Here is a 25,196-nt window from a genome sequence, read left to right as displayed (position 1 = left end):
GCCTTCAGTCGGCGGGCTTTCGTGCCAGCAGCATGTAGTTGACGCTCATGGATCGCGACAGCCACATCCGGCGGGTGAGCGGATTCACCTTCACCCCCGTCTGCGCCACTGGCTCCAGGTCGTCCCGGGCCAGCAGATCGCGTGTTTCGCGGGGCGTGACAAAGCGCTTCCACTGATGGGTGCCCCGGGGCAGGATGCGGAACAGGTACTCGGCGCCGACGATTGCCACCACGAACGAGACCGGATTGCGATTGATGGTGGCCACGAAGGTGTGGCCGCCGGGACGCAGCATGCGGTTGACGCTCGCCATGAACGCGGGCAGGTCCGCCACATGCTCGACCACCTCCATGTTCAGGATCACGTCGAAGGCTTCGCCACGCGCTGCGAGGGCCTCCGCGGTGTTTGTTTCGTACTCGATATCCAGGCCCTGCTCCGCGGCATGCAGCCGCGCAGCGGCGATGTTGCGGTCGACGACGTCCACGCCCAGTACATCCGCGCCGTGGCGGGCCATGGCCTCGCTCAGCAGCCCGCCGCCACAGCCGATGTCGAGCATGCGCAGGCCGGCCAGGGGGCGCTCCGCCTCCGCGTCCCGTCCGAGCGAGCGGCAGAGCTGGTCCCGGATGTAATCGCTGCGCAGGCCATTCAGCACGTGGAGCGGCCAGAGTTTTCCGTCCGGTTGCCACCACATCTCGGCCAGAGCGCGGTAGCGTTCCACCTCGGCGGGATCAACGGTTCGGTCGTGTTCCGGATTGGGAGAAGTCATGGGCCGGGTTGCTCGTCATCGGCATCAAGGTCTCTGTCTGACCATATGACGACGGTTTTGATCGCATTCGCTCGTGCGCAGGGTACTCGGCCCGGAAAAAAGAGCGGATATCCGGGTCTCGGGCGCTGACGTGCAGCCTGATCCGGGGTTTGCCGGTGAGAGCCCGGCCCGAGTGTTGAGGGTTGCGTTGCCAGCCCTCGGACGGGCTTGCGAGCCGCCTGAGGTACTGAATAGATGGAGCCGGTGACAGGATTCGAACCCGCGACCCTCTGATTACAAATCAGACGCTCTACCAGCTGAGCTACACCGGCCTGGTGCCGGGAGTGGGACTCGAACCCACAAGGCCGAAGCCAGCGCATTTTGAGTGCGCCGTGTATACCAATTCCACCATCCCGGCGTGCAGCGCTCGTAGTGTAGCGCACGCAGGGGGGGTGGCAATACGGCCGTGCGGTATCCCGCGAGCCGGGGCATGGTAGGATCGCGCGCCATGCGAGTTGCCGATTTTGATTACGAGCTCCCGTCCGAGCTGATCGCGCAGGATCCGTTGCCGGAGCGCACCGGGTCCCGGTTGCTGGTCTTGGAGGGCGGGGAGCCGGAGGATGCCGTGTTCGCGGACATCGGGCGCTGGCTGCGTCCGGGCGATCTGCTGGTCCTCAATGACACGCGGGTGATCCCGGCGCGGGTGTTCGGGCAGAAGGCGAGCGGCGGCCGGGTGGAGGTCCTGTTCGAGCGGGTGCTGGAAGGCGGGCGCGAGGCGCTGGCGCTGGTGCGTGCGAGCCGGGCTCCGGGCGTCGGAGTGCGGTTGTGGCTGGCGGACGGGGCCTTCGAGGTGGAAGTGACCGGGCGCGAGGGGCCGTTCTTCCGCCTGTCGCTGTGTGGCGAAGGAAAGGCGGGCGAGCAGGATCTGCCGGCCCTGTTGCATGCCCATGGTCAGGTGCCGCTGCCGCCGTACATCGAACGTGCGCCGGAGCAGGAGGACACCACGCGCTATCAGACGGTGTTCGCGCGGCGAGAAGGGGCGGTGGCGGCGCCGACGGCGGGGCTGCATTTCGACGACACCCTGCTGCGCGGACTGCGCGACAGTGGCGTGGAGACGGCAACGGTGACGCTGCACGTGGGCGCGGGTACTTTTCAGCCGGTCAAGGTGGAGGACACGACGGACCACGAGATGCACGCGGAGTGGCTGGAGGTCTCGCCGGAGCTGTGCGCGGCGGTGGCACGCTGCCGCGAGCGCGGCGGCCGGGTGGTGGCCGTGGGCACGACCTGCGTGCGTGCGCTGGAGTCGGCCGCGGCGGGTGGCGAGCTGGAGCCGTTCACGGGCGATACGCGGCTGTTCATCCAGCCGGGATATCCGTTCCGCGTGGTGGACCGCATGATCACCAATTTTCATCTGCCGCAGAGCACGCTGCTGATGCTGGTATCGGCGTTTGCCGGATATCGGCGGCTGTTTGCGGCCTACGCACACGCTGTGTCGCAGCGCTACCGGTTCTTCAGTTACGGGGATGCGATGTGGCTGGCACCCGGCGATCCGGACGATCAGCCGCCGAGCGCGGAGGCTTCCGATGCAGTTTGAACATCTGGGCAGCGACGGGGCGGCCCGCCGCGGCCGGCTGACGTTCCCGCGGGGGGGGGTGGAGACTCCGGCGTTCATGCCGGTGGGAACCTACGGCACGGTCAAGGCGATGACCCCCGAGGAACTCACGGGGCTGGGGGCGCAGATCATCCTGGGCAATACCTTCCATCTGATGCTGCGCCCCGGGACGGAGATCATCCGGGCGCATGGCGATCTGCATGACTTCATGCACTGGGAGGGGCCGATCCTGACCGATTCCGGCGGGTTCCAGGTCTTCTCGCTGGCCGAGATGCGCAAGATCAGCGAGGAAGGCGTACGCTTCCAGTCGCCGGTGGACGGCTCGAAGGTGCTGATGACGCCGGAGTCGTCAATGCAGGTCCAGCGCGAGCTGGGCTCGGACATCGTGATGATCTTCGACGAGTGCACCCCGTATCCGGCGACATATGACGAAGCGCGCCGCTCCATGGAGCTCTCGCTGCGCTGGGCGGACCGCTCGCGTCAGGGCCACGGGGACAACCCGGCGGCGCTGTTCGGTATCGTGCAGGGGGGCATGATCCCCGAGCTGCGCCGGGAGTCGGCGGCGGGCCTGCGCTCGATCGGTTTCGACGGATACGCCATCGGCGGGTTGTCGGTGGGCGAGCCGGAAGACGAACGCCTGACCACCCTGGACGTGACCCTGCCGGAGCTGCCGGTGGAACAGCCGCGCTATCTGATGGGCGTGGGGCGGCCCGAGGACATCGTGGAGGCGGTGCGCCGCGGGGTGGACATGTTCGACTGCGTGATGCCGACCCGTAACGCCCGCAACGGTTTTCTGTATACCCGCGAGGGGGTTTTGCGGATCCGCAATGCCCGGTTCCGCGACGATACCCGCCCGATCGACCCCGAGTGCGGCTGTTACGCGTGCCGCAACTACTCGCGGGCCTATCTCAAGCACCTCGACAAGTGCAACGAGATTCTCGGCTCGCGCCTGGCGACCACGCACAACCTGCATTACTACCAGGACCTGATGCGCGGGATGCGCGGGGCGATTGCCGAAGGGGCACTGGACGCCTTCGTGGCGGATTTCTACGGCCGGCGCGGCATGGACGTGCCTGCTGTGCCATAATTCGCGCCGCCTGTTTGACCGAACCGATTTGCTGAACGGAGAAGCTGCATGGATTTCCTGATTTCCGCCGCCCACGCGCAGGAAGGCCAGGCCGCCGGTGGTGGCCTGATCGAATTCCTGATCATGATCGTGATCTTCTTTGCGATCATGTACTTCCTGATCATTCGTCCGCAGAGCAAGCGGGCCAAGGAACATCGCTCCATGGTCGAGTCCCTGTCGAAGGGTGACGAGATCGTGACCAATGGCGGCATGGCCGGGAAGATCACGGAAGTCGGCGAAAACTTCATTCACGTCGATGTGGCCGATGGCGTGAACGTCGTCGTGCAGAAGCAGTCCGTGCAGTCCGTCATGCCCAAGGGTTCCCTGAAAGACCTCTGAAGGCCCGTAGCCGATGCGCAACTCCTATCCGGTGTGGGTGTATGCCCTGATCGTCGTGGTCGTGACGATCGGGCTGCTTTATGCCGCCCCCAACCTGTTCCCCGAAGATCCGTCCGTGCAGATCGACAACCCCATGGCGGGGGAAGTCGAGGAGAACATGGAGGGCGTGATCGGTACCGTGCTTGGTGCCCAGGGCCTGACCCCGATGCGGGCCGAGCGCCGTGACGGCCAGCTGCTGCTGCGGTTCGAAACCGCGGACCAGCAGGCGCGGGCAGCGGAAATCCTGCGGAATTCGCTGGACGACAACCATACGGTTGCGCTCAACATGGCGCCGGCCACGCCCGACTGGCTGCGTGCCATCAATGGCCAGCCGATGTCGCTCGGGCTCGATCTGCGGGGCGGGGTGCACTTCCTGATGGAAGTCGACCTCAATGCGGTGATCGGTACGGCCATCGAACGCTATACCAACGAGCTGCGTCCCCGTCTGCGCGAGGAACGCCTGAGTTTCTCCGCGCTCGAGGATGGCGGTGACGAGTTGCGCATTCGCTTTGCCAGTGAGGGCGAACGCGACGAGGCCGAGAGCTGGCTGAGCAGTGAATATCGCGGCGAGCTCGAGTGGGCCTCGCGCCGGGAGGACGACGATTGGTTGCTGGTCGGCACTCTCGAGGAGGAGCACCTGACCGAACTGCGCCGCCAGGCGCTGCAACAGAACATATCCACGCTGCGCACCCGCGTGGATGAGCTGGGCGTGGCCGAGCCGCTGATCGCCCAGCAGGGCGAGCATCGCATCGTGGTGCAGCTGCCGGGCGTGCAGGACACCGCGCGCGCCAAGGAAGTGCTGGGTGCGACCGCGACGCTGGAATTCCGGCTGGTGTCCGAAAGCGGGGACCCCATGGAGGCCCGCGAAACCGGCGAGGTGCCTTCCGGGACCCGGCTGTACGAAGAACGTGACGGCACCCCGGTGCTGCTGCAGCGGCAGGTCATGCTCACCGGGGAGTTCATTACGGATGCCTCGTCCGGCATCGCCGACGATACGGGCGGGCCTGCGGTGTTCATCAATCTCGATGGCCAGGGCGCCCGCATCTTCTCGCGCGTGACCTCGGACAACGTCGGCCGGTTGATGGCCACGGTGTTCATCGAGACCACGATCGAGACCAAGGAAGAAGACGGCGAAGTGGTGATGCGCAGCTCGCAGAGCGAGGAAGTGATCAACGTCGCGCGCATCAACGAACCGCTGGGCGGGCGTTTCCAGATCACCGGGCTGGATTCCACCACCGAAGCGCGGAATCTGGCACTGCTGCTGCGGGCCGGGGCGCTGGCCGCACCCATGTCGATCGTGGAGGAACGCACGGTCGGCCCGAGCCTGGGTCAGGAGAACATCGACCGCGGGATCCAGTCGGTCATCATCGGCTTCGTGCTGGTGATGCTGTTCATGATCCTCTACTACCGGGTGTTCGGCGTGATCGCCAACGTCGCGCTCGCGCTCAATCTGGTGTTCATCGTGTCGGTGCTGTCGATGCTGCAGGCCACGCTGACGTTGCCGGGGATCGCCGGAATCGTGCTTACGGTTGGCATGGCGGTGGACGCCAACGTGCTGATCTTCGAACGCATCCGCGAGGAGCTGCGCAATGGCATGTCGCCGCAGGCGGCGATCGCGTCGGGCTACGACCGCGCCGTGACCACCATCGCCGACGCCAACGTGACGACCCTGATCGCCGCCGTGGTGCTGTTCATATTCGGGACCGGCCCGATCAAGGGCTTCGCCATCACGCTGTCGATCGGGATCGTCGCCTCGATGTTCACCGCCATCGTGGTGACTCGGGCCATCGTCAATCTGACCTACGGACGCCAGCCGCGGCTGGCCCGTCTGTCCATTTAAGTCCGGGAGCCGGGGAATGCTGCCGCATCTCAACTTCGCCGAGTCCAACTTCGACTTCCTGGGCAAGCGCCGGGTCACCCTGGTGATCTCGGTGGTGCTGATCCTGCTGTCCGTGCTGATGCTCGCCACCCGCGGGATCAATTTCGGCATCGACTTCACGGGCGGAACCCTTGTGGAGGTCGGCTACCCGGAAGCGGTGGAGCTCGATCCGATCCGGGAAACCATCAACGAGGGCGGGTTCCAGGGAGCGCAGGTCCAGACCTTCGGGACCGCGCGGGATGTGCTGATCCGTCTGCCTCCGCGCGAGGACGAGCCGGACGAGGCGGCGCTGTCCAATCAGGTCATGCAGTTGCTGGAGGCCGGGGGCCCGGAAGGTGCCGAACTGCGCCGGGTGGAATTCGTCGGGCCGTCGGTGGGCGAGGAGCTGCGCGAGCAGGGCGGTCTGGCGATGATCTACGCTCTGGTCGGGATCCTGATCTATGTCGCCGTGCGGTTCGAATGGCGCTTCGCCGCGGGGTCCGTGCTGGCACTGGTGCATGACGTGGTGATCACGCTGGGGATCTTCTCGGCACTGCAGCTGGAGTTCGACCTCGGGGTCCTGGCGGCGGTCCTGGCGGTGATCGGTTACTCGCTGAACGACACCATCGTGGTGTACGACCGCATACGCGAGAACTTCCGGATACTGCGCAAGCAGGGCACCGAGTTCGTGATGAACAATGCGGTCAACAAGACCCTGGCGCGGACGATCGTGACCAGTATGACGACCCTGCTGGTGCTGTTCGCGCTGTTCTTCCTCGGCGGGGCGGCTCTGCAGAACTTCTCGGTGGCGCTGATCATCGGTGTCATCGTCGGGACGTACTCCTCGATCTTCATCGCGGCCACGGCGGCGCTGATGCTGGGGGTCGACCGCCAGGTGCTGCTGCCGGTGAAGAAGGAAGGGGCGGACGAGGAGGATGCGACGCCCTGAGAACGCCCTGATTCGGGGGAGGGCAGGGACGGACAAGGAAGCCCGCCCCCACAGGGATATGAGGGCGTGGCTGCGGGAGCAGAGCGGGGCCGATGACCGCCCCGGGCGATTCAGCCTTCGCCGTGCGGGCTTCCGGTCTTGCGTCCCTCCACCTCCGCAGCGTGCAGACGCTGCAGCATCGTTTTCAGGACCTTGGGGTTCCCGGCCACGACATCGCCCTTGCGAAAGATCTCGTTGCCACCCTGCCAGTCGCTGGTCAGGCCACCGGCTTCCTGCACCAGCAGCAGTCCCGCTGCCATGTCCCAGGGCTGCAGGCCCATCTCCCAGAAGCCGTCAAAACGGCCGCAGGCGACCCACGCCAGATCCAGCGCCGCGGAACCCGGCCGCCGAATGCCGGCCGTGCCCGGGATCATGTGGCGCAGGGTGCGCAGATAACGTTCCAGGTCCTGCCCCTCGCGAAACGGGATGCCCGTGCCCAGCAGCGCACCTGACAGATCCTTGCGCTGCCCCACGCGGATACGCCGGTTGTTGAGGAAGGCGCCGCCACCGCGTGTTGCGGTAAAGAGTTCTTCCTTGATCGGGTCGTAGACCACCGCGTGTTCCAGGCGCCCCTTCTGCCGCAGGGCGATGGACACCGCGTACTGCGGGATCTCGCGCAGGTAGTTGGTGGTGCCGTCCAGCGGGTCGATGATCCACTCGTGTTCGGCGCCGGTGGCCCCGGGCTGGTTGCCTCCCTCCTCCGCGAGGATCGCGTGGTCGGGGTAGGCCTTCTTCAGCGTCTGGACGATCGCCTGCTCGGCGTTGACGTCGACATCGCTGACCCAGTCGTTGCGGGCCTTCTCGCGAGTGTTGACCCGGTCCGGTCGTCCCCAGGCGCGGGTGGTGATGCGTCCGGCCGCGCGGGCCGCCGATACCGCCGTGTTCAGCATGGGGTGCATGAGGGATCTCCGACATCGCTTGGGAAGGAATCGGGGCCGGCGCACGGACGCCCCCGAAGGTCGCGAACGATACACAACGCATCGGGGCTTTGGAAGTGGTCGGGCTTCCCGCGGCGCGGCGGTGTACAATCGCGCCCGCATGCGAGCGGGCAGGGGCGCCATGGAATCCAGCACAGACGAGCATCGACCGATCGATCCGGGCCCGGGGGCCGCCGCCCGGGTCCGGGTCGTGCTGGTGGGAACGACCCACCCGGGCAATATCGGATCCGCGGCCCGCGCCATGAAGGCGATGGGCATGCGCGACCTGGCGCTGGTGGCGCCGGAGCGCTTCCCGCATGCCGACGCCACCGCCCTGGCGTCCGGTGCCGACGACGTGCTGGCAGGGGCCACGGTGGTCGACACGCTGACGGAGGCGGTCGCCGACTGTCGTCAGGTGGTGGGGACCAGCGCCCGCACGCGCACCCATTCGGTACCGGTGCTGGAACCCGACGGGGCTGCAGCCCGTGTGCTTGGCGGGGCGACCGAGGGGCCGGTGGCTCTGGTCTTCGGCCGCGAGCACAGCGGCCTGACCAACGAAGAGCTGGATCATTGCCACGCGTTCGTCCGTATCCCCACCGATCCCGATTTTTCCTCGCTCAATCTCGCCGGCAGCGTGCAGATCATGACCTGGACGGTGCGTCGGGCGGCACTGGCCGGGGCCGGGGAACCGGATGCTGCGGTGCGCCAGGCCTCGGCGGCGGAGGGGGATCCCGCGGCCACCCATGCGGAGCTGGAAGGGCTGTTCGCGCACTACGAACAGGCCCTGCAGAGCATCGGGGTGCTCGATCCGGAGAATCCGCGGCACACCATGCGCCGGTTGCGGCATCTGTATCTGCGTGCGGAACCCACGGCCTCGGAGGTGCGGCTGTTGCGTGGCATATTGACGCACACCCTGCGGGGCCGGTGAGCGCGGTGTTGCGGCTGTGATACCCTACCGAATAACTCAGGAATGAGACCGTAACCATGTTCAAGACCCTGCGCGAGGATATCCGCTGCGTCTTTGCGCGCGATCCCGCCGCCCGTAATGCCTTCGAGGTGCTGACGGCGTACCCGGGTCTGCATGCGCTGTGGTTTCATCGTGCCGCGCACTGGTTGTGGAATCACCGCATGCGCTGGCTCGGACGGATCCTCGGTAACTTCGCGCGGCTGCTGACGGGCATCGAGATCCACCCGGGCGCGCGCATCGGGCGGCGCTTCTTCATTGACCACGGGATGGGCGTGGTGATCGGCGAGACCGCAGAGATCGGCGATGACTGCACGATCTACCACCAGGTGACCCTCGGCGGGACCAGCTGGGAAGGCGGCAAGCGCCACCCGACTCTGGGCAACGAGGTCGTGATCGGGGCCGGCGCCAAGCTGCTCGGCCCGATCCATGTCGGTGATCGTGCCCGGGTGGGTTCCAATGCCGTGGTCCTGAAGGACGTGCCGGCCGACGCGACGGCGGTGGGGATTCCGGCGCGGGTGCTGGGGCCGCGCCCGGAGCCGGATCCGCGTTTCCAGCAGGCCGCCAGTCGCATGGGTTTCGACGCCTATGGCGTCACCCGGGACATGCCCGACCCGGTTGCGAACGCCCTGCACCGCATCGTGGACCGCGTCCACGAGCTGGATGACCGCATGGAAAAGGCCTGTCAGGCGCTCAAGCGTGCGGGCATCGACCCGGGCGAGGCGATGGGCGAGGATACCGGCCATCCGCTGGAGCCCTGCGACCTGGAAGGGCTGGAACCGGATGACTGCGAAATCCCGCCCCGCAAACAGCAGGGTAATAGTTGACCTTTTTGATCAGGAATTGCTAGGCTCTCGAGCAACCTGAACAAGAAGGCGCATCGAGCCATGAAACTGACGACCAAAGGACGTTACGCCGTCACCGCCATGCTGGACGTGGCGACCCATACCCGCGAGGGGCCGGTCTCGCTGGCCGAAGTGGCGGGCCGGCAGAAGCTGTCCCTGTCCTATCTGGAGCAGCTGTTCTCGCGTCTGCGCAAGAAGGGGCTGGTCGTGTCCAGCCGCGGCCCCGGCGGCGGTTACGCGCTCAGCCGCGACTCCGCCGAGATCAGCGTGGCCGAGATCATCGTGGCGGTGGATGAGCCGGTGGACGTGACCCGCTGTGGTGGCAAGGCCAACTGCAACAAGCAGTCGCGCTGCCTGACCCACGATCTGTGGGCGGATCTGAGCGATCAGCTCTATGATTTCCTCAGCAACCGTTCGCTGGCCGAGGTGCTGGAGCGCCACGAGGCCAGCGTGCAGGCGCGCGAGCAGGGCGAACATCCGGTGACGGTGCACGGCTCGACCGGAAAAGAAAACGATCATGCGGGCGCCACGGTGGCGGCCGCGGACAGGAGCAATGCGTGATGAGTGACCTGAAACTGCCGATCTATCTCGACTATTCCTCGACCACGCCGGTGGACGAGCGCGTCGCCGAGGAGATGAAGAAATTCCTGACGCGGGACGGTCTGTTCGGTAATCCGGCCTCGCGGAGTCACAGCTTCGGCTGGGACGCCGAGAAGGCGGTGGAGAACGCGCGGGAGCAGGTCGCGGCGCTGGTGGGGGCGGACCCCAAGGAGATCATCTGGACCAGCGGGGCCACCGAGGCCGACAACCTGGCGGTCAAGGGTGCTGCGCACTTCTATCAGCGCAAGGGCAAGCACGTCATCACGGTCAAGACCGAACACAAGGCGGTGCTGGACCCGGCGCGCCAGCTGGAGCGCGAAGGCTTCGATGTGACCTATCTGGGGGTCGACGAGAACGGCCTAGTCGACCTGCAGGAGCTGCAGGACGCCATGCGTGACGACACCATCGTGGTTTCGGTCATGCACGTGAACAACGAGATCGGCGTCATTCAGGACATCGAGGCGATCGGCAACCTGTGTCGCGAACGCGGCATCGTGTTCCATGTGGACGCGGCGCAGTCGACCGGCAAGGTGGCCGTCGACCTGACGAAGCTCCCGGTGGATCTGATGAGCTTCTCCGCGCACAAGACTTACGGTCCGAAGGGCATCGGCGCGCTGTTCGTCCGCCGCAAGCCGCGCGTGCGGATCGAGGCGCAGATTCACGGCGGCGGGCATGAACGCGGCATGCGTTCGGGTACGCTCGCGCCGCACCAGATCGTGGGCATGGGCGAGGCCTTCCGCATCGCCGGCGAAGAGATGGGCAGCGAGCTGGAACGTATCCGCATGCTGCGCGACCGCCTGTGGGCAGGGCTGGATGACATGGAAGAGGTCTACCTCAACGGCGACAAGGAACGCCGGGTGGCCCACAACCTGAACGTGTCGTTCAACTTCGTGGAGGGCGAGAGCCTGATCATGTCGCTGCGCGACATCGCGGTTTCCTCCGGCTCGGCCTGTACCTCGGCCAGTCTGGAGCCCTCCTACGTATTGCGCGCCCTGGGTCGCGACGACGAGCTGGCGCACAGCTCGATCCGCTTCTCCATCGGCCGCTACACCACGGTCGAAGAGGTCGACCACACCATCGACATCGTGCACAAGGCCGTTGGCAAACTGCGCGAACTGTCTCCGCTCTGGGAGATGTACCAGGACGGTATCGACCTCAAGAGCATCGAATGGGCGGCCCACTGAGGCCGTCCCGGAACATCCACCCACGGGTACGCGAACAGGAGAGATACCATGGCTTACAGTGACAAGGTGATGGATCATTATGAAAATCCGCGCAATGTCGGCAGCTTCGACAAGAGCGACGAGGCGGTAGGTACCGGCATGGTCGGTGCGCCGGCCTGCGGTGACGTGATGAAGCTGCAGATCAAGGTCAACGACGATGGCGTGATCGAGGACGCCAAGTTCAAGACCTACGGCTGCGGCTCGGCGATCGCGTCCAGCTCGCTGCTCACCGAATGGGTGCGCGGCAAGAGCCTGGAAGAGGCGAGCCAGATCAAGAACACGCAGATCGCGGAAGAACTGGCACTGCCGCCGGTGAAGATCCACTGCTCGGTGCTCGCCGAGGACGCGATCAAGGCGGCGATCTCCGACTATCAGGAGAAGCACGACGCCGAGGAACCGGAACAGAAGACGGCCTGAAGACGATATGGCAATCACACTGACCGACAGCGCGGCCGACCGCATCCGGCACTTCCTCGAACAGCGGGGCAAGGGTGTCGGCGTGCGGCTCGGGGTGAGGACCACCGGCTGCTCCGGCATGGCCTACGTGGTGGAATTCGCCGACGAGGTCGAGGAAACGGACACGGTGTTCGAGGTGGACGGGGTGAAGCTTGTGGTGAGTCCCAAGTCCCTGGTGTACCTCGATGGCACCGAGCTCGACTTTGGCAAGGAAGGCCTGAACGAGGGTTTCCGTTTCAACAATCCGAACGAGAAGGCCCGCTGCGGCTGCGGTGAAAGCTTCAACGTCTGAAGGTACCGGACCAGCGCGGGGTGCGGCGGGATCGTGCGGCTACGGGCGTCCCGCTCACCCCTTTTCTTTGCCGGGCCTGCGGGCCCGGTTTTTCGCTATGGACAAGGAATGACAGTCGGCCGATGAACGATCCGTTTGAACAGTTCGATCTTCCGGTTACCTTCGAGGTGGATCGTGATGCCCTGGAGGAACGGTTCCGGCGCCTGCAGGCGGAGCTTCATCCCGACCGCTTCGTGCGTCAGGGCGATCAGGCGCGGCGCATGGCCGCGGCGATGGCCGCGGACGTGAACGAGGCCCACGATATCCTGGCGAACGACTATCGGCGCGCCCTGCACATCCTCGAGCGGGCGGGATTCGAATTCGATCCCGAACGCGACACCAGCCGGGACATGGGTTTCATCGAGGCCCAGATCGAATGGCGGGAACGCCTGGAAGACGCGGAACGTGCCAGCGATGCCGCGGCGCTGGACGCCCTGGCCGACGAGCTGAACGGGGCGCGGGCCGAGGCGCGCGAGAAAGTCGCCACGGCCCTGGCCGATCCGGAGAAACCGGCGGACGACGCCCGTGATCGGGTGCTCGAGCTGCGATTCTTCGACCGTTTGCTGGAGGAACTCCAGCGAACCCGACAGTCGCTGGCGTCGTAACCGACGCCGGCGGAAGATTCCCCTTCGACCGAGAGCTTCCTCAGGAGCCGAACGCGATGGCGTTATTGCAGATCACCGAACCCGGCGTTGATTCCGCCCCGCACCAGCGTCACCTGGCTGCGGGCATCGACCTGGGCACCACTCACTCGCTGGTAGCGACGGTTCGCAGCGGCGAGGCCGATACCCTGCCCGACGAACAGGGCCGGCACATCCTGCCCTCGGTGGTGCATTATTCGGCGGACGGTGCGCAGGTCGGATACGAGGCGGCGGAGCATGCCGGCGATGATCCGCACAACACCATCGCATCGGTCAAGCGCCTGATCGGCCGCGCGGCATCCGACGTGGCGACGCTCTCGGGCGAGCTGCCGTTCCGGCTGAAGACCGGAGACGGTTCGAGCGTGCCGCGCATCGAGACCGCCGCCGGGGACAAGAGTGCCGTCGAGGTCTCCGCGGATATCCTCGGCAGCCTGCGGGCGCGGGCCGAGGAGAGTCTGGGTGACGAACTGGAAGGCGTGGTGATCACCGTGCCGGCGTATTTTGACGACGCCCAGCGCCAGGCGACCCGTGACGCCGCCCAGCTTGCAGGCCTGAATGTCCTGCGCCTGATCTCCGAGCCGACCGCCGCGGCGGTCGCCTACGGGCTGGACCAGGGCGAGGAAAGCACCATCGCGGTGTACGACCTCGGCGGCGGAACCTTCGACATTTCCATCCTGCAGCTGCGTCGCGGCGTGTTTGAGGTGCTGGCCACCGGCGGCGACTCCGCGCTGGGGGGCGACGACGTGGACCGCAGCGTGGCCGAGTGGCTGCTGCAGCAGGCCGGCATGCAGGGCGAAAGCGATCCGCAACGCCTGCGCCGCGTGACCCTGGAGGCGCGTCGCGCCAAGGAGGCCCTGACCGAGGCCGACAGCACCGAGGTGCGGGTGACGCGCGCCGATGGCAGCGAATGGCAGGGGCAGCTGGATCGTGCCGGCCTGCTGGAACTGGCGCGACCGCTGCTGGACCGCACCCTCGACTCCTGCCGCCAGGTGCTGGCGGATGCCGGTCTGGAGCGCGATGCCATCGACGAGGTGGTGCTGGTGGGCGGGTCGACCCGCATGCCGGCGGTGCGCAAGGCGGTGCAGGAATTCTACGGCCGCGAACCGCGCGCCGGCATCGATCCGGATCGCGTGGTCGCGATCGGGGCCGCCCAGCAGGCCGACATCCTCGCCGGCAACAAGCCGGACACCGAGCTGGTGCTGCTGGACGTGATCCCGCTGTCGCTCGGACTGGAAACCATGGGCGGGCTGGTCGAGTTCATTGTCCCGCGCAATACCACCATTCCGGTCAGTCGGGCGCAGGAATTCACCACCTTCAAGGACGGCCAGACCGCGATGTCGGTGCACGTGGTGCAGGGCGAGCGCGACGTGGTGGACGCCAACCGTTCGCTGGCGCGCTTCACCCTGTCGGGGATCCCGCCGATGGTCGCCGGCGCCGCGCGCATTCGCGTGAGCTTCCAGGTGGACGCCGACGGCCTGCTGAGCGTGACCGCGCGCGAGCAGACCCAGGGCGTCGAGGCCCACGTGGAGGTCAAGCCCAGTTACGGCCTGACCGATGCCGAGATCGAACAGATGTTGCGCGATTCCGCCTCCGCGGCGCGTGACGACATGGAGGCGCGCCGCCTGCGCGAAGAACAGGTGGAGGCCGACCGCGTGCTGGAGGCGCTGAACGCCGCCCTGGAAACCGACGGCGACCGCTATCTGGATGCCGAGGAACGCGCGAACATCGAGAGCGCGCGCGACGCCCTGGCCGAAGAACGCGGCCGGGGCGAGGATCCGGACGCCATCGAGGCCGCGCGCAAGCGCGTCGAGCAGGCCTCCGAGGCCTTCGTCGCGCGCCGCATGAACGACAGCATCCGCCGCGCACTGGCGGGGCACAACGTCTCCGAATACGACGACTCAGGGAACTGACCCATGCCACAGGTGATCTTTCTGCCGCACGAAGAAATCTGTCCGGAGGGCGCCTCCATCGAGGCCGAGCCGGGCATCAGCATCTGCGATCTCGCCCTGAAGAACGGGATCGAGATCGAACACGCCTGCGAGAAGTCCTGCGCCTGCACCACCTGCCACGTGTATGTGCGCGAAGGTATGGACAGCCTCGAGGAGCCCAGCGAGGATGAAGAGGACATGCTCGACAAGGCCTGGGGCCTCGAGCCCGATTCGCGCCTGTCCTGTCAGGCGGTCGTGAGCGATGCGAACCTGGTGGTCGAGCTGCCCAAGTACACCATCAACCAGGTGTCCGAGCACCATTGATCTGCGGGAGAGTGCGGTCATGAAATGGACTGATACCAGCGAAATCGCGATGCAGCTTGCGGATGAGCATCCGGACGTGGATCCGCGCAACGTCAACTTCGTTGACCTGAGGAACTGGGTGGTGGAACTGCCGGAGTTCGATGACGATCCGGAACGGTCCGGCGAGCGCATCCTGGAGGCGATCCAGCTCGCCTGGATGGACGAGGCGGACGTCGACGACTGAGCGGCGGCGCCGAATCGCCGGATCGGCCAGGGGGCTGGCCTCCCACAGGTTGAACCCTGTCCCCGGTGGGGGCCGGCCCTCCGACCGATTCCCCGTCCGGCCCATCTACCGCGCCGGATCGGCCAGGGGCTGGCCTCCTGCAGGATTCGTCAGGCATGTGGGAGCGGCCTCGGCCGCGAACGGACGTGCGGGGTGGCAGGTGCCGGATCGGCCAGAGGCTGGCCTCGTACGGGGCGCGCGGCCGTTGCCGCGCGCCGGCCGGGCCGCTACACTGCGCGCCGCATGCTGCCCCGTGACCGCGTTCGCATCGGGAACCCGCCATATGGCGGGTTTCGCGTTTGCGGGAGCGGGTGGCGACCCGACTCGAATCATTGCCCCTACAGGAGAGCCGCCCCATGGCCGAAGAACGTACCCTTTCCATCATCAAGCCCGACGCCGTCTCCAAGAACGTGATCGGCGAGATCTACAGCCGCTTCGAGAAGGCCGGCCTGAAGATCGTGGGCGCGCGCATGATGCACCTCGATCGCGCCCAGGCCGAGCGTTTCTATGAAGTTCACAAGGAACGCCCGTTCTTCAACGACCTGGTCGAGTTCATGATCTCGGGTCCGGTCATGGTGCAGGTTCTGGAAGGCGAGGACGCCATCGCCAAGAACCGCGACATCATGGGCGCGACCAACCCCTCCGAGGCGGCCCCGGGCACCATCCGTGCCGACTACGCGGTCTCCATCGACGAGAACGCGGTGCACGGTTCCGACGCCGCGGACACCGCCGAGCGCGAGATCGCGTTCTTCTTCGGCGATGACGGTGTCTGCCCGCGCACCCGCTGAGGCGATTGCGGTCAAACCGCAGGAGCGTGAAATCGGCCGGAGGGTCGGCCTCCTGCCGGGGCAGGGTTCGACCCGTAGGAGGCCAGCCCCCTGGCCGACCCGGCGTTGCCCGACCGGGCACAGGATGTTCCCCTGGCGCCCGATCGGCCGGAGGGCCGGCCTCCTGCCGATGGGGGTCGCCCTGTAGGCATGCGGTGCCCCGGCGAAGTACACTGTGGCATCCGCTCCAATCGGTCGTAACAATGTCCTTGCCCAACCACGCCCCCGTCAACCTGCTGGGTTACAGCCGCGATCAGCTGACAGAGCTGTTCGGGGAATGGGGCGAGCCGCGCTTTCGCGCCACCCAGGTCGCGAAATGGATCCATCAGGGCGGGGTCACGGAGTTCGACGCAATGACCAACGTCTCGCGCAAGCTGCGCGAGCGGCTGGCGCGCGAGGCGGAGATCCGGCCGCCCGAAGTCGCGCTGGAGAAGACCTCCGACGACGGCACCGTCAAATGGGTGCTGCGTCTCCCCGATGGCAACGCCATCGAGACCGTTTACATCCCGGACAGCGGTCGCGGCACGCTGTGCGTGTCCTCCCAGGTGGGCTGTGCGCTCGACTGCACCTTCTGTTCCACCGCGCAGCAGGGGTTCAACCGCAATCTGACCAGCGCCGAGATCATCGGTCAGGTGTGGCTGGCCATGCAGCGCCTCCCGGCGCCCGAAGGGCGTCCGCGCGCCGTGACCAACGTGGTCATGATGGGCATGGGCGAACCGCTGGCCAATTTCGATGCAGTGGTCCCGGCGTTGCAGCTGATGACCGACGACAATGCCTATGGCCTCAGCCGCCGGCGGGTGACGGTGTCCACCTCGGGCCTGGTGCCGGCGCTGGACCGCCTGGCCGGGCACACCGATGTCGCCCTGGCTCTGAGCCTGCATGCCCCCAATGACGAGCTGCGGGACCGGCTGGTGCCGATCAACCGGAAATACCCGATTGCCCCGCTGATCGACGCCTGCCGACGGTATGTGGAAGCAACGGGGTCGCACAGCGGGGTTACCGTGGAATACGTGCTGCTGGCCGGGGTCAATGACCGGCCGGAACATGCGCGCGAGCTCGCGGCGTTGCTGCGCGAGCTGCCGTGCAAGCTCAATCTCATCCCGTTCAATCCGTTCCCGGGCGCGCCGTTCGACCGGCCCTCCGAGGCGGACATCGAACGTTTTGAACGTCTGCTGCAGAAGGCCGGCTATGTGACCACCGTACGGCGCACGCGCGGCGATGACATCGACGCCGCCTGCGGTCAGCTCGTCGGTCAGGTGGAAGACCGGACCAATCGCGGGATGCGCATGATCCGTCTGCATGCGGAGATCCCGGGAACCGAACGGAGGGCATCGTGATGATGCGCGGTGGCTGGCAGGGGAAGGCGGCCGCAATGCTGGTTTTGGTGGCATTGCTGCAGGGTTGTGCCGGGATGGACCGGCAAACGGGGCGCGATGGCGAAGAAGCGGCGGATATCAATGCGGAGCTCGGCATCGGCTACCTGCGGGAAGGCGAAATGGAACAGGCCGAACGCAGCCTGAAGCGGGCGCTGGAGTTCGACCATCGGCATCCGATGGCCAATCTGGGGATGGCGACGGTGTATGAACGCCGGGGGGCGGTCGACGAGGCGGTCGAGCACTACGAGGTAGCGCTGGCGCAGGACCCGGACGATCCCCACATCCAGGTAAGTACCGGCGCGATGCTCTGCCGTCAGGGCGAGTTCGAGCGGGCCCAGGAGCTGTTCGACAAGGCGATCAACAACGTGGATTACGACCGGCGCGATGTTGCGCTCCTGAATTCGGGGTCCTGTTACGCCGATGCGGGTGAATACGAGCGTGCCGAGCAGCGCCTGCGGGATGCACTGGAACGCAGCCCGGAGAATCCGCGTGCGCTCCTCGAGCTGGCGTCGGTCAGTTATCAGGCGGGCAAGCCGATGCAGACGCGCGCCTTTCTGCAGCGACTGAGCGGACGCGGCATCGAGAACGCCGAGACCCTGCTGCTGTGTTACCAGTCGGAAACCGCGCTGGGACGGGATCGCAACGCCAGTGCCTGCGCGGACCGCCTGCGTGAAGAATACCCGGACAGTGACGAAGCCGAACGGCTGCGGCGCCTGGAGCGCGAGAGTGACTGAGCGGCGCAGCCGGGATCCGGATCTGGGGCGCGTCGAGGACGTCGACGATACGGCTTCCTCGCGGCCTCCACTGAGCGGGGACCCGGGCGTGCCGGGGCCCGATGAACCGCCCGTGGCCGCGGGCCTCACGACTCGTGACCAGCCCGAGGACGATCCCACGGGCCAGGGTGGCGGCGAAGGCGACGAGCAGGATGCGCAGCCGGGACGCGGACTGCGCGTGGCCCGCGAGGGGGCCGGGCTCGAGATTGCCGAACTCTCGCGGCGCACCCATCTGGGGAAGGCACTGCTGCAGGACCTCGAGGCCAATCGCTTCGAGCACATGACCCCGGCTTACGTGCGCGGCTATCTGCGCTCATGTGCCCGGGAGCTCGGGGTGGATCCCGAGCCCTGGATACAGGCGTATGATCGCCGTGCCCCGGCGGAGCCGGCGCCGCGCCCGGTCGCGACCCGCAGGCATCGCCCCCTGCGGCGCTCCGTCTGGCCGTACTGGCTGGCGGCGGCGCTGGTGGTGGGTCTGCTGGCAGTCGCTACGGTGTTCTGGGCGGAAGACGTCTCGGTGGACGCGCTGCGGGAGTTCGGGATCGGGGACGGGCCGGAAGGCGTGCCGGCTCTGGAAACGGAGACCACACCGGAGGAGCCGGCGAGGCAGGAGCCCGCCGACCGGGCACATGACGAGCCCGGGGCCGCCGCCACCAATGGCGACACCGCCCCCGACACGGACGCCGATACCGAAACAGGGACCGTTGAGGCGGAAACGCCGGCGATCGGACCGCCGGAACCCCTGGCCCGGCCGGAACGTGATCCGGCTGCGGAGGAAGGTTCGGAGGAGACCGCGGCGGACACGCGCATGGATACCGTGCCCGAGGATGCGGGGATCGACGAACCGGTTGCGCCGGCCCCGCTGGATGAGGCCGGCACGGCCGGCGAGGAAACCGACATCGTCGAAGCCCCCGAGGAAATCACCGGGGAAATCACCGAGGGAACGACCGGGGCGGCCGAAACGGCGCCGGCCGCGGACGGGCAGGCCGAACTGATCCTGGAGGTTCATGAGACGTCCTGGGTCGAGATCCGTGACACGGACGGAGCGGTGGTTCTGACCGGCGTGCTCTCGCCGGGCACGCGCGAGGAACTGCAGCTGGAACTCCCCGGGCGTGCGGTCCTGGGCAATGCCGCCGGCGTCGAACTCACGCTGAACGGCGAGCCGGTGGCGTTTGACGAGCATGTCCGTGACGACCGTACGGCCCGCTTCGATCTGGAAGAATAATCAGGCGCGCATCATCCGGCGCGCCCCAACCCGATACCAATCCGAATACACCCGATGAAAGCCATCCGATCCATTCGCGGGATGCACGACATCCTGCCCGACAGCGTTCACCTGTGGCAGCACCTCGAGGACCAGTTGCGCGACCTGCTGACGCGCTACGGTTACCACGAGATCCGCATGCCGCTGGTGGAGGCCACGGAGCTGTTCGCGCGATCCATCGGCGATGTCACCGACATCGTGGAAAAGGAGATGTACACCTTCGAGGACCGCAACGGTGACAGCCTGAGCCTGCGCCCGGAGGCCACGGCGAGTTGCGTGCGCGCCGGCATCCAGCACGGGCTGCTGCACAATCAGGTTCAGCGGCTGTGGTACATGGGGCCGATGTTCCGCCACGAGCGTCCGCAGAAAGGGCGTTATCGCCAGTTCCATCAGGTCGGAGTCGAGGTGTTCGGGCTGCCGGGACCGGACATCGATGCCGAGGTCCTGGCGATGACCGCGCGTCTGTGGCGCATGCTCGGTCTGAGCAATGTGCGCCTCGAGCTCAACACGCTGGGAACCCCGGAGTGCCGCGCGCAGTATCGGGAGCACCTCATCGCGCACTTCGAGGCACATCGCGAGCAGCTGGACGAAGAGGCCCGCAACCGGCTGTACGACAATCCCATGCGCATCCTCGACAGCAAGGATCCGGGGACCCGCGAGGTGGTGGCCACGGCCCCGTCGCTGATGGACCATCTGGACGCCGAATCGCGAGCGCATTTCGATGCGCTCTGCGGTCACCTGGATGCACTGGGCATCGCGTGGGAGCATAACCCGCGTCTTGTGCGCGGGCTGGACTACTACACCCATACGGTGTTCGAGTGGATCACCGACGAGCTGGGGGCGCAGGGTACGGTGTGCGCCGGTGGCCGTTACGATGGCCTGGTGGAGCAGCTGGGTGGCCGCGGGACGCCGGCAATCGGCATGGCCATGGGGCTGGAACGCCTGGTGGCCCTGCTGGAGGCCCGCGAAGACGCGCCGGCGGCGGGGGTGCCGGACGCCTATCTGGTGGTGCCGGATACGGAACAGACGGGCGAGGCGCTGCGCCTGGCCGAGGAACTTCGCGAGGCGCGTCCCGATCTGCAACTGGTACAGCACTGCGGCGGTGGCAGCATGAAATCGCAGATGAAACGCGCGGACCGGCTGGGTGCGCGCGTGGCGCTCGTGCTGGGGCCCGACGAGGCCGCGGCGGGCACCGTGACCGTCAAGCCGCTGCGCGGCGAGGGCGGCGAACAGCAGACCGTGGCGCGTGCCGATCTGTCCGCGCATATGGACACCGCCCTGCAATCCTGAAGGAATACCTGACATGAGTTATCTCACCGACGAAGAAAAGGCGGAACGGATCAAGCAGTGGTGGTCCGACAACGGCATGGCGGTCATCGCCGGGCTGGTGCTCGGGATCGCCGGCCTGTTCGGCTACAACTGGTGGAGCGGTCAGCAGGCCGAACGTGCCGAGCAGGCATCGGAGATGTACCAGGCGCTGCAGTTCAGCATGCGCGCCGGCCAGTTCGACCAGGCCGACGAAATGGCCCGGCAACTGATCGAACATGGCGGGCGTACGCCCTACGTCGCGCTGGCCTGGGCCCACCGCGCCGAGGTCGCGCTGGCCGGTGGCGAGCAAGAGGCCGCGGTGGCCGCCCTGCGCGAGGCCGTGGACGCCGCCCCGGATGACGGCCATCGTGCGCTGTTCCGTCTGCGGCTGGTGCGTCAGCTCATCCGGACCGAGGCCCTGGACGAAGCCGCATCGGTCCTCGCGACCGTCGAGCACGATGCATTCCGCGGCCTGCGCCTGGAACTCGACGGGGATCTGGCACGTGCCCGGGGTGACCACGACACCGCACGCGAGCGCTACCGCGAGGCCCTGGACGCCGGCCACAGCCCGGAATACCTGCAACTGAAATTCGAGGATCTCTCCGCGTGAGGACGCCCGCCGACATGGATCACTTCGCGAAAATTCGCTACACCCTGCAGTGGCTCGCGGTGGCGGGCCTGGCGCTGTCGCTGAGCGCCTGCGGTCTGTTTTCCCGGGATGAGAGCGAGCCCCCGGCGGAACTGACCGATTTCGAAGTGCGCGGCGAACCCTCCGAACGCTGGTCGGCCTCGCTGGGGCGGGGCGGGGACCGTTTCCTCTGGGAAGTCTATCCGGCGATCGAGGACGAGCGGGTGTTCGCGGCCGGCGCGGATGGCCGGATCGTGGCGCACGACCGGGAATCCGGGGCGCGCGCATGGCAGACGCGACTGGACGACGTGCGCATCGCTTCGGGCGTGGGTGTCGGCGAGGGCATCGTGGTCGTGGGGACCCTGGAAGGTCTGGCGATTGCGGTGAGCGATGACGGCGAAGGCGAGCGCTGGCGGAATCAGCTCTCCAGCGAAGTCATCGGGATCTCGGAGGTCGCGTCGGGAATGGTGATCGCGCGCACCAATGACGGTCGGCTGCACGCCATGGACGCGGCCACCGGCGCGGTGCAGTGGACCGCGCTGCGGACCACGCCGGCACTGAGTCTGCGCGGGGCGCATGTGCCGCAGATCGTCGGCGGGCGCGTGCTGGCCGGCTTTGATGACGGTCGGTTGATGATGCTGGGCCTCACCCGCGGCAATACCCTGTGGGAGGCAACCCTGGGCGTGCCCACCGGCCGCTCCGAGGTCGAGCGCATGGTGGACGTGGATGGCCATATCCCGGTCTACCGCGGCGCGGCACTGGGTGTCAGCTACCAGGGGCGCATGGCCGCGGTGGATCTCAATTCCGGCGAGCTCTACTGGGACCGGGAGTTCTCGTCCTATCAGGGCGGGGATGTCTCGATCAGCCGCAACGTGATGGTGGTCAGCGACGCCGACAGCCACGTGCGCGCGGTGGATCCGCGCAACGGCGGGGATCTGTGGGAAAACGCGGGTCTGCGCCTGCGCGGGGTGACCGCGCCGGTGATTCACGAGGGTTACGCCATCGTCGGCGATTTCGAGGGCTACCTGCACTGGCTCGACCTGGAAGACGGCGAATTCGCCGCCCGCACCCGCGTGGCGCGCGGTGCCGTGGTGGCGCGGCCGGTGCTGGAGGGCGATACCCTGTACGTGATCACCGACAATGGTCGGCTGACTGCGATCGACGCGCGCATCGACGAGGACGCCTGATCCCCTCATGATCCCCGTCATCGCGCTGGTCGGCCGCCCGAATGTGGGCAAGTCGACCCTGTTCAATCAGCTCACCCGCTCGCGCGACGCGCTGGTCGCGGACATGCCCGGTCTGACCCGCGACCGCCAGTACGGAATCGGCCGGGTGGGCGAGTTTCCCTACATGGTGGTGGACACCGGCGGCCTGTCCGGCGAGGAAGAAGGGGTCGACCGGGCCATGGCCGAACAGACCCGCCGCGCGGTCGCCGAGGCCGATCACGTGCTGTTCCTGGTGGATGCGCGTGACGGCCTGACGCCGCAGGACGAGGCGATCGCCGAGCAGCTGCGTGCCAGTGGCGTGCGTGCCCGGGTCATCGTCAACAAGACCGACGGCCTGGATGCCGACGTGGTCAGCGCGGAGTTCCACGCCCTGGCCCTGGGCGATGTCACTCCGATCGCCGCGACCCACGGTCGCGGCGTGCGCGGCCTGATGCAGGCCGTGCGGGAAGACGTGGCCCGGGATCGGGAAGCGGCAGGCGGTGAAGGCGAGGGCGCCGGCGACGGCCTCGACGTGGACGCCCAGCAGGCCGCGCTGGACGACTGGCCGGGTATCCGTGTTGCGGTGGTGGGGCGGCCCAATGCCGGCAAGTCCACCCTGGTCAACCGCATCCTCGGGGATGAACGGGTGGTCGCCACCGACGTGGCGGGCACCACCCGCGACAGCATCTTCGTGCCGTTCACGCGCGAGGACCAGGACTACACCCTGATCGACACTGCGGGGGTGCGGCGCCGCGCCCGGGTCCACGAGACCGTCGAGAAGTTCAGCGTGGTCAAGACCCTGCAGGCGATCGAGGCCGCGCACGTGGTGATCATGGTGATTGATGCCCGTGCCGGCCTGTCGGATCAGGACGCCCACCTGCTGGGGCTGGTGATCGATGCCGGCCGTGCGCTGGTGGTGGCCGTGAACAAGTGGGACGGCATGGACCCGGATGATCGCGAGTGGGTCCGGTCCGAGATGCAGCGTCGCCTCGGTTTCGTCGATTACGCGCGCATGCGCCTGATCTCGGCTCTGCACGGCACCAACGTCGGGCACCTGCTGGACGACGTGCGCGAGGCCCACGCCAGTGCGTTCGTGGACATCTCCACCCCGGAGCTGACCCGGTTGCTGGAAGCCGCGGTGGCCGAGCATGCGCCACCGCTGGTCAGCGGGCGGCGGATCAAGCTGCGCTATGCGCACCAGGGCGGGCAGAACCCGCCGGTGATCGTGGTCCACGGCAATCAGACCGATCGTCTGCCCGGGGCCTACAAGCGTTATCTGGAGAACTTCTTCCGCCGTCAGCTGAAGCTGGTGGGGACGCCCCTGCGGCTGGAGTTCCGTTCCGGAAAGAACCCCTATGCCGGCCGGCGCAACAAACTCACGCCGCGCCAGCAGCAGAAACGCAAAAGGTTGATGCGTCATGTCCGCAAGCGCTGAGCCCGCCCTGTCGGATTTTGCGCAGGTGGTCGAGCCGTTCCGCGTGATGGACATCCTCGACCGCGCCCAGGCGGCCGAGCGCGCCGGCCGCGACATCATCCATCTGGAGGTCGGCGAGCCGGATTTCGTGACCCCGCGTGGTGTGGTGTCCGCCGGCGAGATCGCCCTGGCCGCCGGGGAAACCCGCTACACGCCGGCGCACGGGCGCGAAAAACTGCGCCGGGCGATCGCGCAGGACTACCGCAACCGCCACGCGGCCGAAGTGGACCCGGAACGGGTCGTGGTCACGTCCGGGGCCTCGGCGGCCATCCTGCTGGCGCTGGCGGCCGGCGTGAATCCCGGGGAGGAGGTGCTGCTGCCGGACCCGGGCTACGCCTGCAACCGGCAGTTCGTCGCGGCCCGGGGTGCGCGGCCCCGGCCCCTGGTGGTGTCGGCCGAGGACGCCTGGCAGCCGACCGCCGCCGCGGTGGCCGCGGCCTGGAGCGACACGACCCGCGCGGTGCTGCTGGCGTCGCCGGCCAACCCCACCGGCACCTGCCTGTCGCGCGAGACCCTCGCGGAGATCGTGGCGGTGGTGGAGGCCCGCGGCGGGCTGGTGATCATGGACGAGATCTACGGCCAGCTGGTATTCGGCGAGCCCGAGCGCAGTGCCGCGGCCCTGCACCCGAACGTGGTGGTGATCAACAGCTTCTCCAAGTATTTCGCCATGACCGGCTGGCGTCTGGGCTGGATGGTGGTACCGCCCTCGTGGGTCGATCCGGTCCGCCGCCTGGCGCAGAACCTGTTCGTGGCGCCCTCCAGCGTGGCCCAGGCGGCGGCGATGTTCGCCTTCGAACCGGACACCGAAGCGGAGCTGCAGCAGCGGGTGCGCGAGCTCGAAAGCCGCCGCGACTTCCTGCTGCAGGCCCTGCCGGAACTCGGCCTGGAGGTGCGCGCACGTCCCGAAGGGGCGTTCTACATCTATGCCGACTGCAGTGCCCATGGCGCGGATTCCGAGGCCCTGTGCGCCCGCATCCTCGACGAGGCGGGCGTCGCGCTGACGCCGGGGACCGATTTCAGTCCATCCGATGGCGCGCGCCATCTGCGCATCGCCTATACCCAGAGCGAGGCCCGGCTGCGCGAGGCGGTCGAGCGCCTGCGCAGCGTGCTGACCTGACCCGGGCGTAGAGCCGGGCCCGTCTCCGG

Annotated in this window: 26 protein-coding genes and 2 tRNA genes; 24 read left to right on the top strand and 4 right to left on the bottom strand. The window is 67.4% G+C overall.

Translation table 11 applies throughout. From position 1 onward, the window contains the following. Positions 1-4: 4 nt before the first annotated feature. The 3 genes from ubiG to F788_RS0104895 form a co-directional block, all read right to left on the bottom strand. The gene (gene ubiG, locus F788_RS0104905) at positions 5-763 is read right to left on the bottom strand and encodes a bifunctional 2-polyprenyl-6-hydroxyphenol methylase/3-demethylubiquinol 3-O-methyltransferase UbiG (RefSeq protein WP_019589442.1); all 759 of its coding nucleotides are present in this window, start codon (positions 761-763) and stop codon (positions 5-7) included. A gap of 235 nt (positions 764-998) precedes the next feature. After that, a tRNA-Thr gene (locus tag F788_RS0104900) sits at positions 999-1,074 on the bottom strand. Position 1,075: 1 nt separating this feature from the next. Then, positions 1,076-1,160 (bottom strand) — tRNA-Leu (locus tag F788_RS0104895). A gap of 90 nt (positions 1,161-1,250) precedes the next feature. On the opposite strand from F788_RS0104895, the gene queA reads away from it, so the two are divergent. The 5 genes from queA to secF are packed head-to-tail and all read left to right on the top strand — an operon-like array spanning position 1,251 to position 6,665. Continuing rightward, on the top strand, positions 1,251-2,336 hold the full coding sequence (gene queA, locus F788_RS0104890) for a tRNA preQ1(34) S-adenosylmethionine ribosyltransferase-isomerase QueA (RefSeq protein ID WP_019589441.1): 1,086 nt from the start codon (positions 1,251-1,253) through the stop codon (positions 2,334-2,336). Continuing rightward, positions 2,326-3,441: a tRNA guanosine(34) transglycosylase Tgt gene (gene tgt, locus F788_RS0104885; protein WP_019589440.1), complete on the top strand. Its 1,116-nt coding sequence runs from the start codon at positions 2,326-2,328 to the stop codon at positions 3,439-3,441. The genes queA and tgt overlap by 11 nt, the downstream gene beginning before the upstream one ends. A 48-nt stretch (positions 3,442-3,489) precedes the next feature. Further along, the gene (yajC, locus tag F788_RS0104880; protein ID WP_018870412.1) at positions 3,490-3,819 is read left to right on the top strand and encodes a preprotein translocase subunit YajC; all 330 of its coding nucleotides are present in this window, start codon (positions 3,490-3,492) and stop codon (positions 3,817-3,819) included. A gap of 13 nt (positions 3,820-3,832) precedes the next feature. Further along, complete coding sequence (gene secD, locus F788_RS0104875; protein WP_019589439.1) at positions 3,833-5,698, top strand: protein translocase subunit SecD; 1,866 nt, start codon at positions 3,833-3,835, stop codon at positions 5,696-5,698. Positions 5,699-5,714: 16 nt separating this feature from the next. Continuing rightward, complete coding sequence (gene secF, locus F788_RS0104870) at positions 5,715-6,665, top strand: protein translocase subunit SecF (RefSeq protein WP_018870410.1); 951 nt, start codon at positions 5,715-5,717, stop codon at positions 6,663-6,665. 110 nt (positions 6,666-6,775) lie between these two features. Here the strand turns inward: secF and F788_RS0104865 are convergent, their stop codons facing one another. Then, the gene (locus tag F788_RS0104865; protein ID WP_019022478.1) at positions 6,776-7,603 is read right to left on the bottom strand and encodes an inositol monophosphatase family protein; all 828 of its coding nucleotides are present in this window, start codon (positions 7,601-7,603) and stop codon (positions 6,776-6,778) included. A 160-nt stretch (positions 7,604-7,763) separates the two neighbouring features. On the opposite strand from F788_RS0104865, the gene F788_RS0104860 reads away from it, so the two are divergent. The 19 genes from F788_RS0104860 to F788_RS0104770 all read left to right on the top strand — a co-directional run bounded on the left by F788_RS0104860 (position 7,764) and on the right by F788_RS0104770 (position 25,167). Continuing rightward, a complete protein-coding gene (locus F788_RS0104860) occupies positions 7,764-8,549 on the top strand; it encodes an RNA methyltransferase (protein ID WP_019589438.1) in 786 nt (261 codons plus the stop codon). 56 nt (positions 8,550-8,605) lie between these two features. Next, the gene (gene cysE / locus F788_RS0104855) at positions 8,606-9,412 is read left to right on the top strand and encodes a serine O-acetyltransferase (RefSeq protein WP_018870407.1); all 807 of its coding nucleotides are present in this window, start codon (positions 8,606-8,608) and stop codon (positions 9,410-9,412) included. A gap of 60 nt (positions 9,413-9,472) precedes the next feature. Then, positions 9,473-9,991: an Rrf2 family transcriptional regulator gene (locus F788_RS0104850; protein WP_018870406.1), complete on the top strand. Its 519-nt coding sequence runs from the start codon at positions 9,473-9,475 to the stop codon at positions 9,989-9,991. Further along, positions 9,991-11,214: an IscS subfamily cysteine desulfurase gene (locus F788_RS0104845; RefSeq protein WP_019589437.1), complete on the top strand. Its 1,224-nt coding sequence runs from the start codon at positions 9,991-9,993 to the stop codon at positions 11,212-11,214. The genes F788_RS0104850 and F788_RS0104845 overlap by 1 nt, the downstream gene beginning before the upstream one ends. A gap of 48 nt (positions 11,215-11,262) precedes the next feature. Further along, positions 11,263-11,670, top strand: coding sequence for a Fe-S cluster assembly scaffold IscU (gene iscU, locus F788_RS0104840; RefSeq protein WP_018870404.1), 408 nt, complete (start codon positions 11,263-11,265; stop codon positions 11,668-11,670). A 7-nt stretch (positions 11,671-11,677) separates the two neighbouring features. Continuing rightward, the gene (gene iscA, locus F788_RS0104835) at positions 11,678-12,001 is read left to right on the top strand and encodes an iron-sulfur cluster assembly protein IscA (protein WP_018870403.1); all 324 of its coding nucleotides are present in this window, start codon (positions 11,678-11,680) and stop codon (positions 11,999-12,001) included. Between the two features lie 122 nt (positions 12,002-12,123). Continuing rightward, on the top strand, positions 12,124-12,645 hold the full coding sequence (gene hscB, locus F788_RS0104830) for a Fe-S protein assembly co-chaperone HscB (protein ID WP_019022483.1): 522 nt from the start codon (positions 12,124-12,126) through the stop codon (positions 12,643-12,645). 56 nt (positions 12,646-12,701) lie between these two features. After that, the gene (hscA, locus tag F788_RS0104825) at positions 12,702-14,591 is read left to right on the top strand and encodes a Fe-S protein assembly chaperone HscA (protein ID WP_019022484.1); all 1,890 of its coding nucleotides are present in this window, start codon (positions 12,702-12,704) and stop codon (positions 14,589-14,591) included. Positions 14,592-14,594: 3 nt separating this feature from the next. Next, entirely contained in the window at positions 14,595-14,933 is a 339-nt protein-coding gene (fdx, locus tag F788_RS0104820; protein WP_019022485.1) for an ISC system 2Fe-2S type ferredoxin, read from the top strand. A gap of 19 nt (positions 14,934-14,952) precedes the next feature. Continuing rightward, positions 14,953-15,156 carry a Fe-S cluster assembly protein IscX gene (gene iscX, locus F788_RS0104815; RefSeq protein ID WP_018945660.1) on the top strand — a complete coding sequence of 68 codons (204 nt, stop codon included), beginning with the start codon at positions 14,953-14,955 and terminating at the stop codon, positions 15,154-15,156. 395 nt (positions 15,157-15,551) lie between these two features. After that, entirely contained in the window at positions 15,552-15,983 is a 432-nt protein-coding gene (ndk, locus tag F788_RS0104810; protein ID WP_018870398.1) for a nucleoside-diphosphate kinase, read from the top strand. 242 nt (positions 15,984-16,225) lie between these two features. Beyond that, positions 16,226-17,359: a bifunctional tRNA (adenosine(37)-C2)-methyltransferase TrmG/ribosomal RNA large subunit methyltransferase RlmN gene (locus tag F788_RS0104805; protein WP_019589435.1), complete on the top strand. Its 1,134-nt coding sequence runs from the start codon at positions 16,226-16,228 to the stop codon at positions 17,357-17,359. Next, complete coding sequence (pilW, locus tag F788_RS0104800; RefSeq protein ID WP_018870396.1) at positions 17,359-18,132, top strand: type IV pilus biogenesis/stability protein PilW; 774 nt, start codon at positions 17,359-17,361, stop codon at positions 18,130-18,132. The genes F788_RS0104805 and pilW overlap by 1 nt, the downstream gene beginning before the upstream one ends. Then, entirely contained in the window at positions 18,125-19,396 is a 1,272-nt protein-coding gene (locus tag F788_RS0104795; protein WP_019589434.1) for a helix-turn-helix domain-containing protein, read from the top strand. Before pilW ends, F788_RS0104795 begins: the two co-directional genes overlap by 8 nt. Positions 19,397-19,450: 54 nt before the next feature. Further along, entirely contained in the window at positions 19,451-20,725 is a 1,275-nt protein-coding gene (gene hisS / locus F788_RS0104790; protein WP_026331455.1) for a histidine--tRNA ligase, read from the top strand. A 13-nt stretch (positions 20,726-20,738) separates the two neighbouring features. After that, the gene (locus F788_RS0104785) at positions 20,739-21,353 is read left to right on the top strand and encodes a tetratricopeptide repeat protein (RefSeq protein WP_019570774.1); all 615 of its coding nucleotides are present in this window, start codon (positions 20,739-20,741) and stop codon (positions 21,351-21,353) included. Between the two features lie 14 nt (positions 21,354-21,367). Further along, positions 21,368-22,558, top strand: coding sequence for an outer membrane protein assembly factor BamB (gene bamB, locus F788_RS0104780; RefSeq protein ID WP_019589433.1), 1,191 nt, complete (start codon positions 21,368-21,370; stop codon positions 22,556-22,558). A gap of 7 nt (positions 22,559-22,565) precedes the next feature. Continuing rightward, positions 22,566-24,011, top strand: coding sequence for a ribosome biogenesis GTPase Der (gene der, locus F788_RS0104775; RefSeq protein WP_018870391.1), 1,446 nt, complete (start codon positions 22,566-22,568; stop codon positions 24,009-24,011). Beyond that, positions 23,995-25,167 (top strand): aminotransferase class I/II-fold pyridoxal phosphate-dependent enzyme, encoded by a 1,173-nt coding sequence (locus F788_RS0104770; RefSeq protein ID WP_019589432.1) that lies wholly within the window; start codon positions 23,995-23,997, stop codon positions 25,165-25,167. Before der ends, F788_RS0104770 begins: the two co-directional genes overlap by 17 nt. Positions 25,168-25,196 lie beyond the last annotated feature (29 nt).

It is taken from the genome of Thioalkalivibrio sp. ALE10 (genome assembly GCF_000381385.1).
GTDB lineage: Bacteria > Pseudomonadota > Gammaproteobacteria > Ectothiorhodospirales > Ectothiorhodospiraceae > Thioalkalivibrio.
This window is presented reverse-complemented; position numbering and strand designations above follow the sequence as displayed.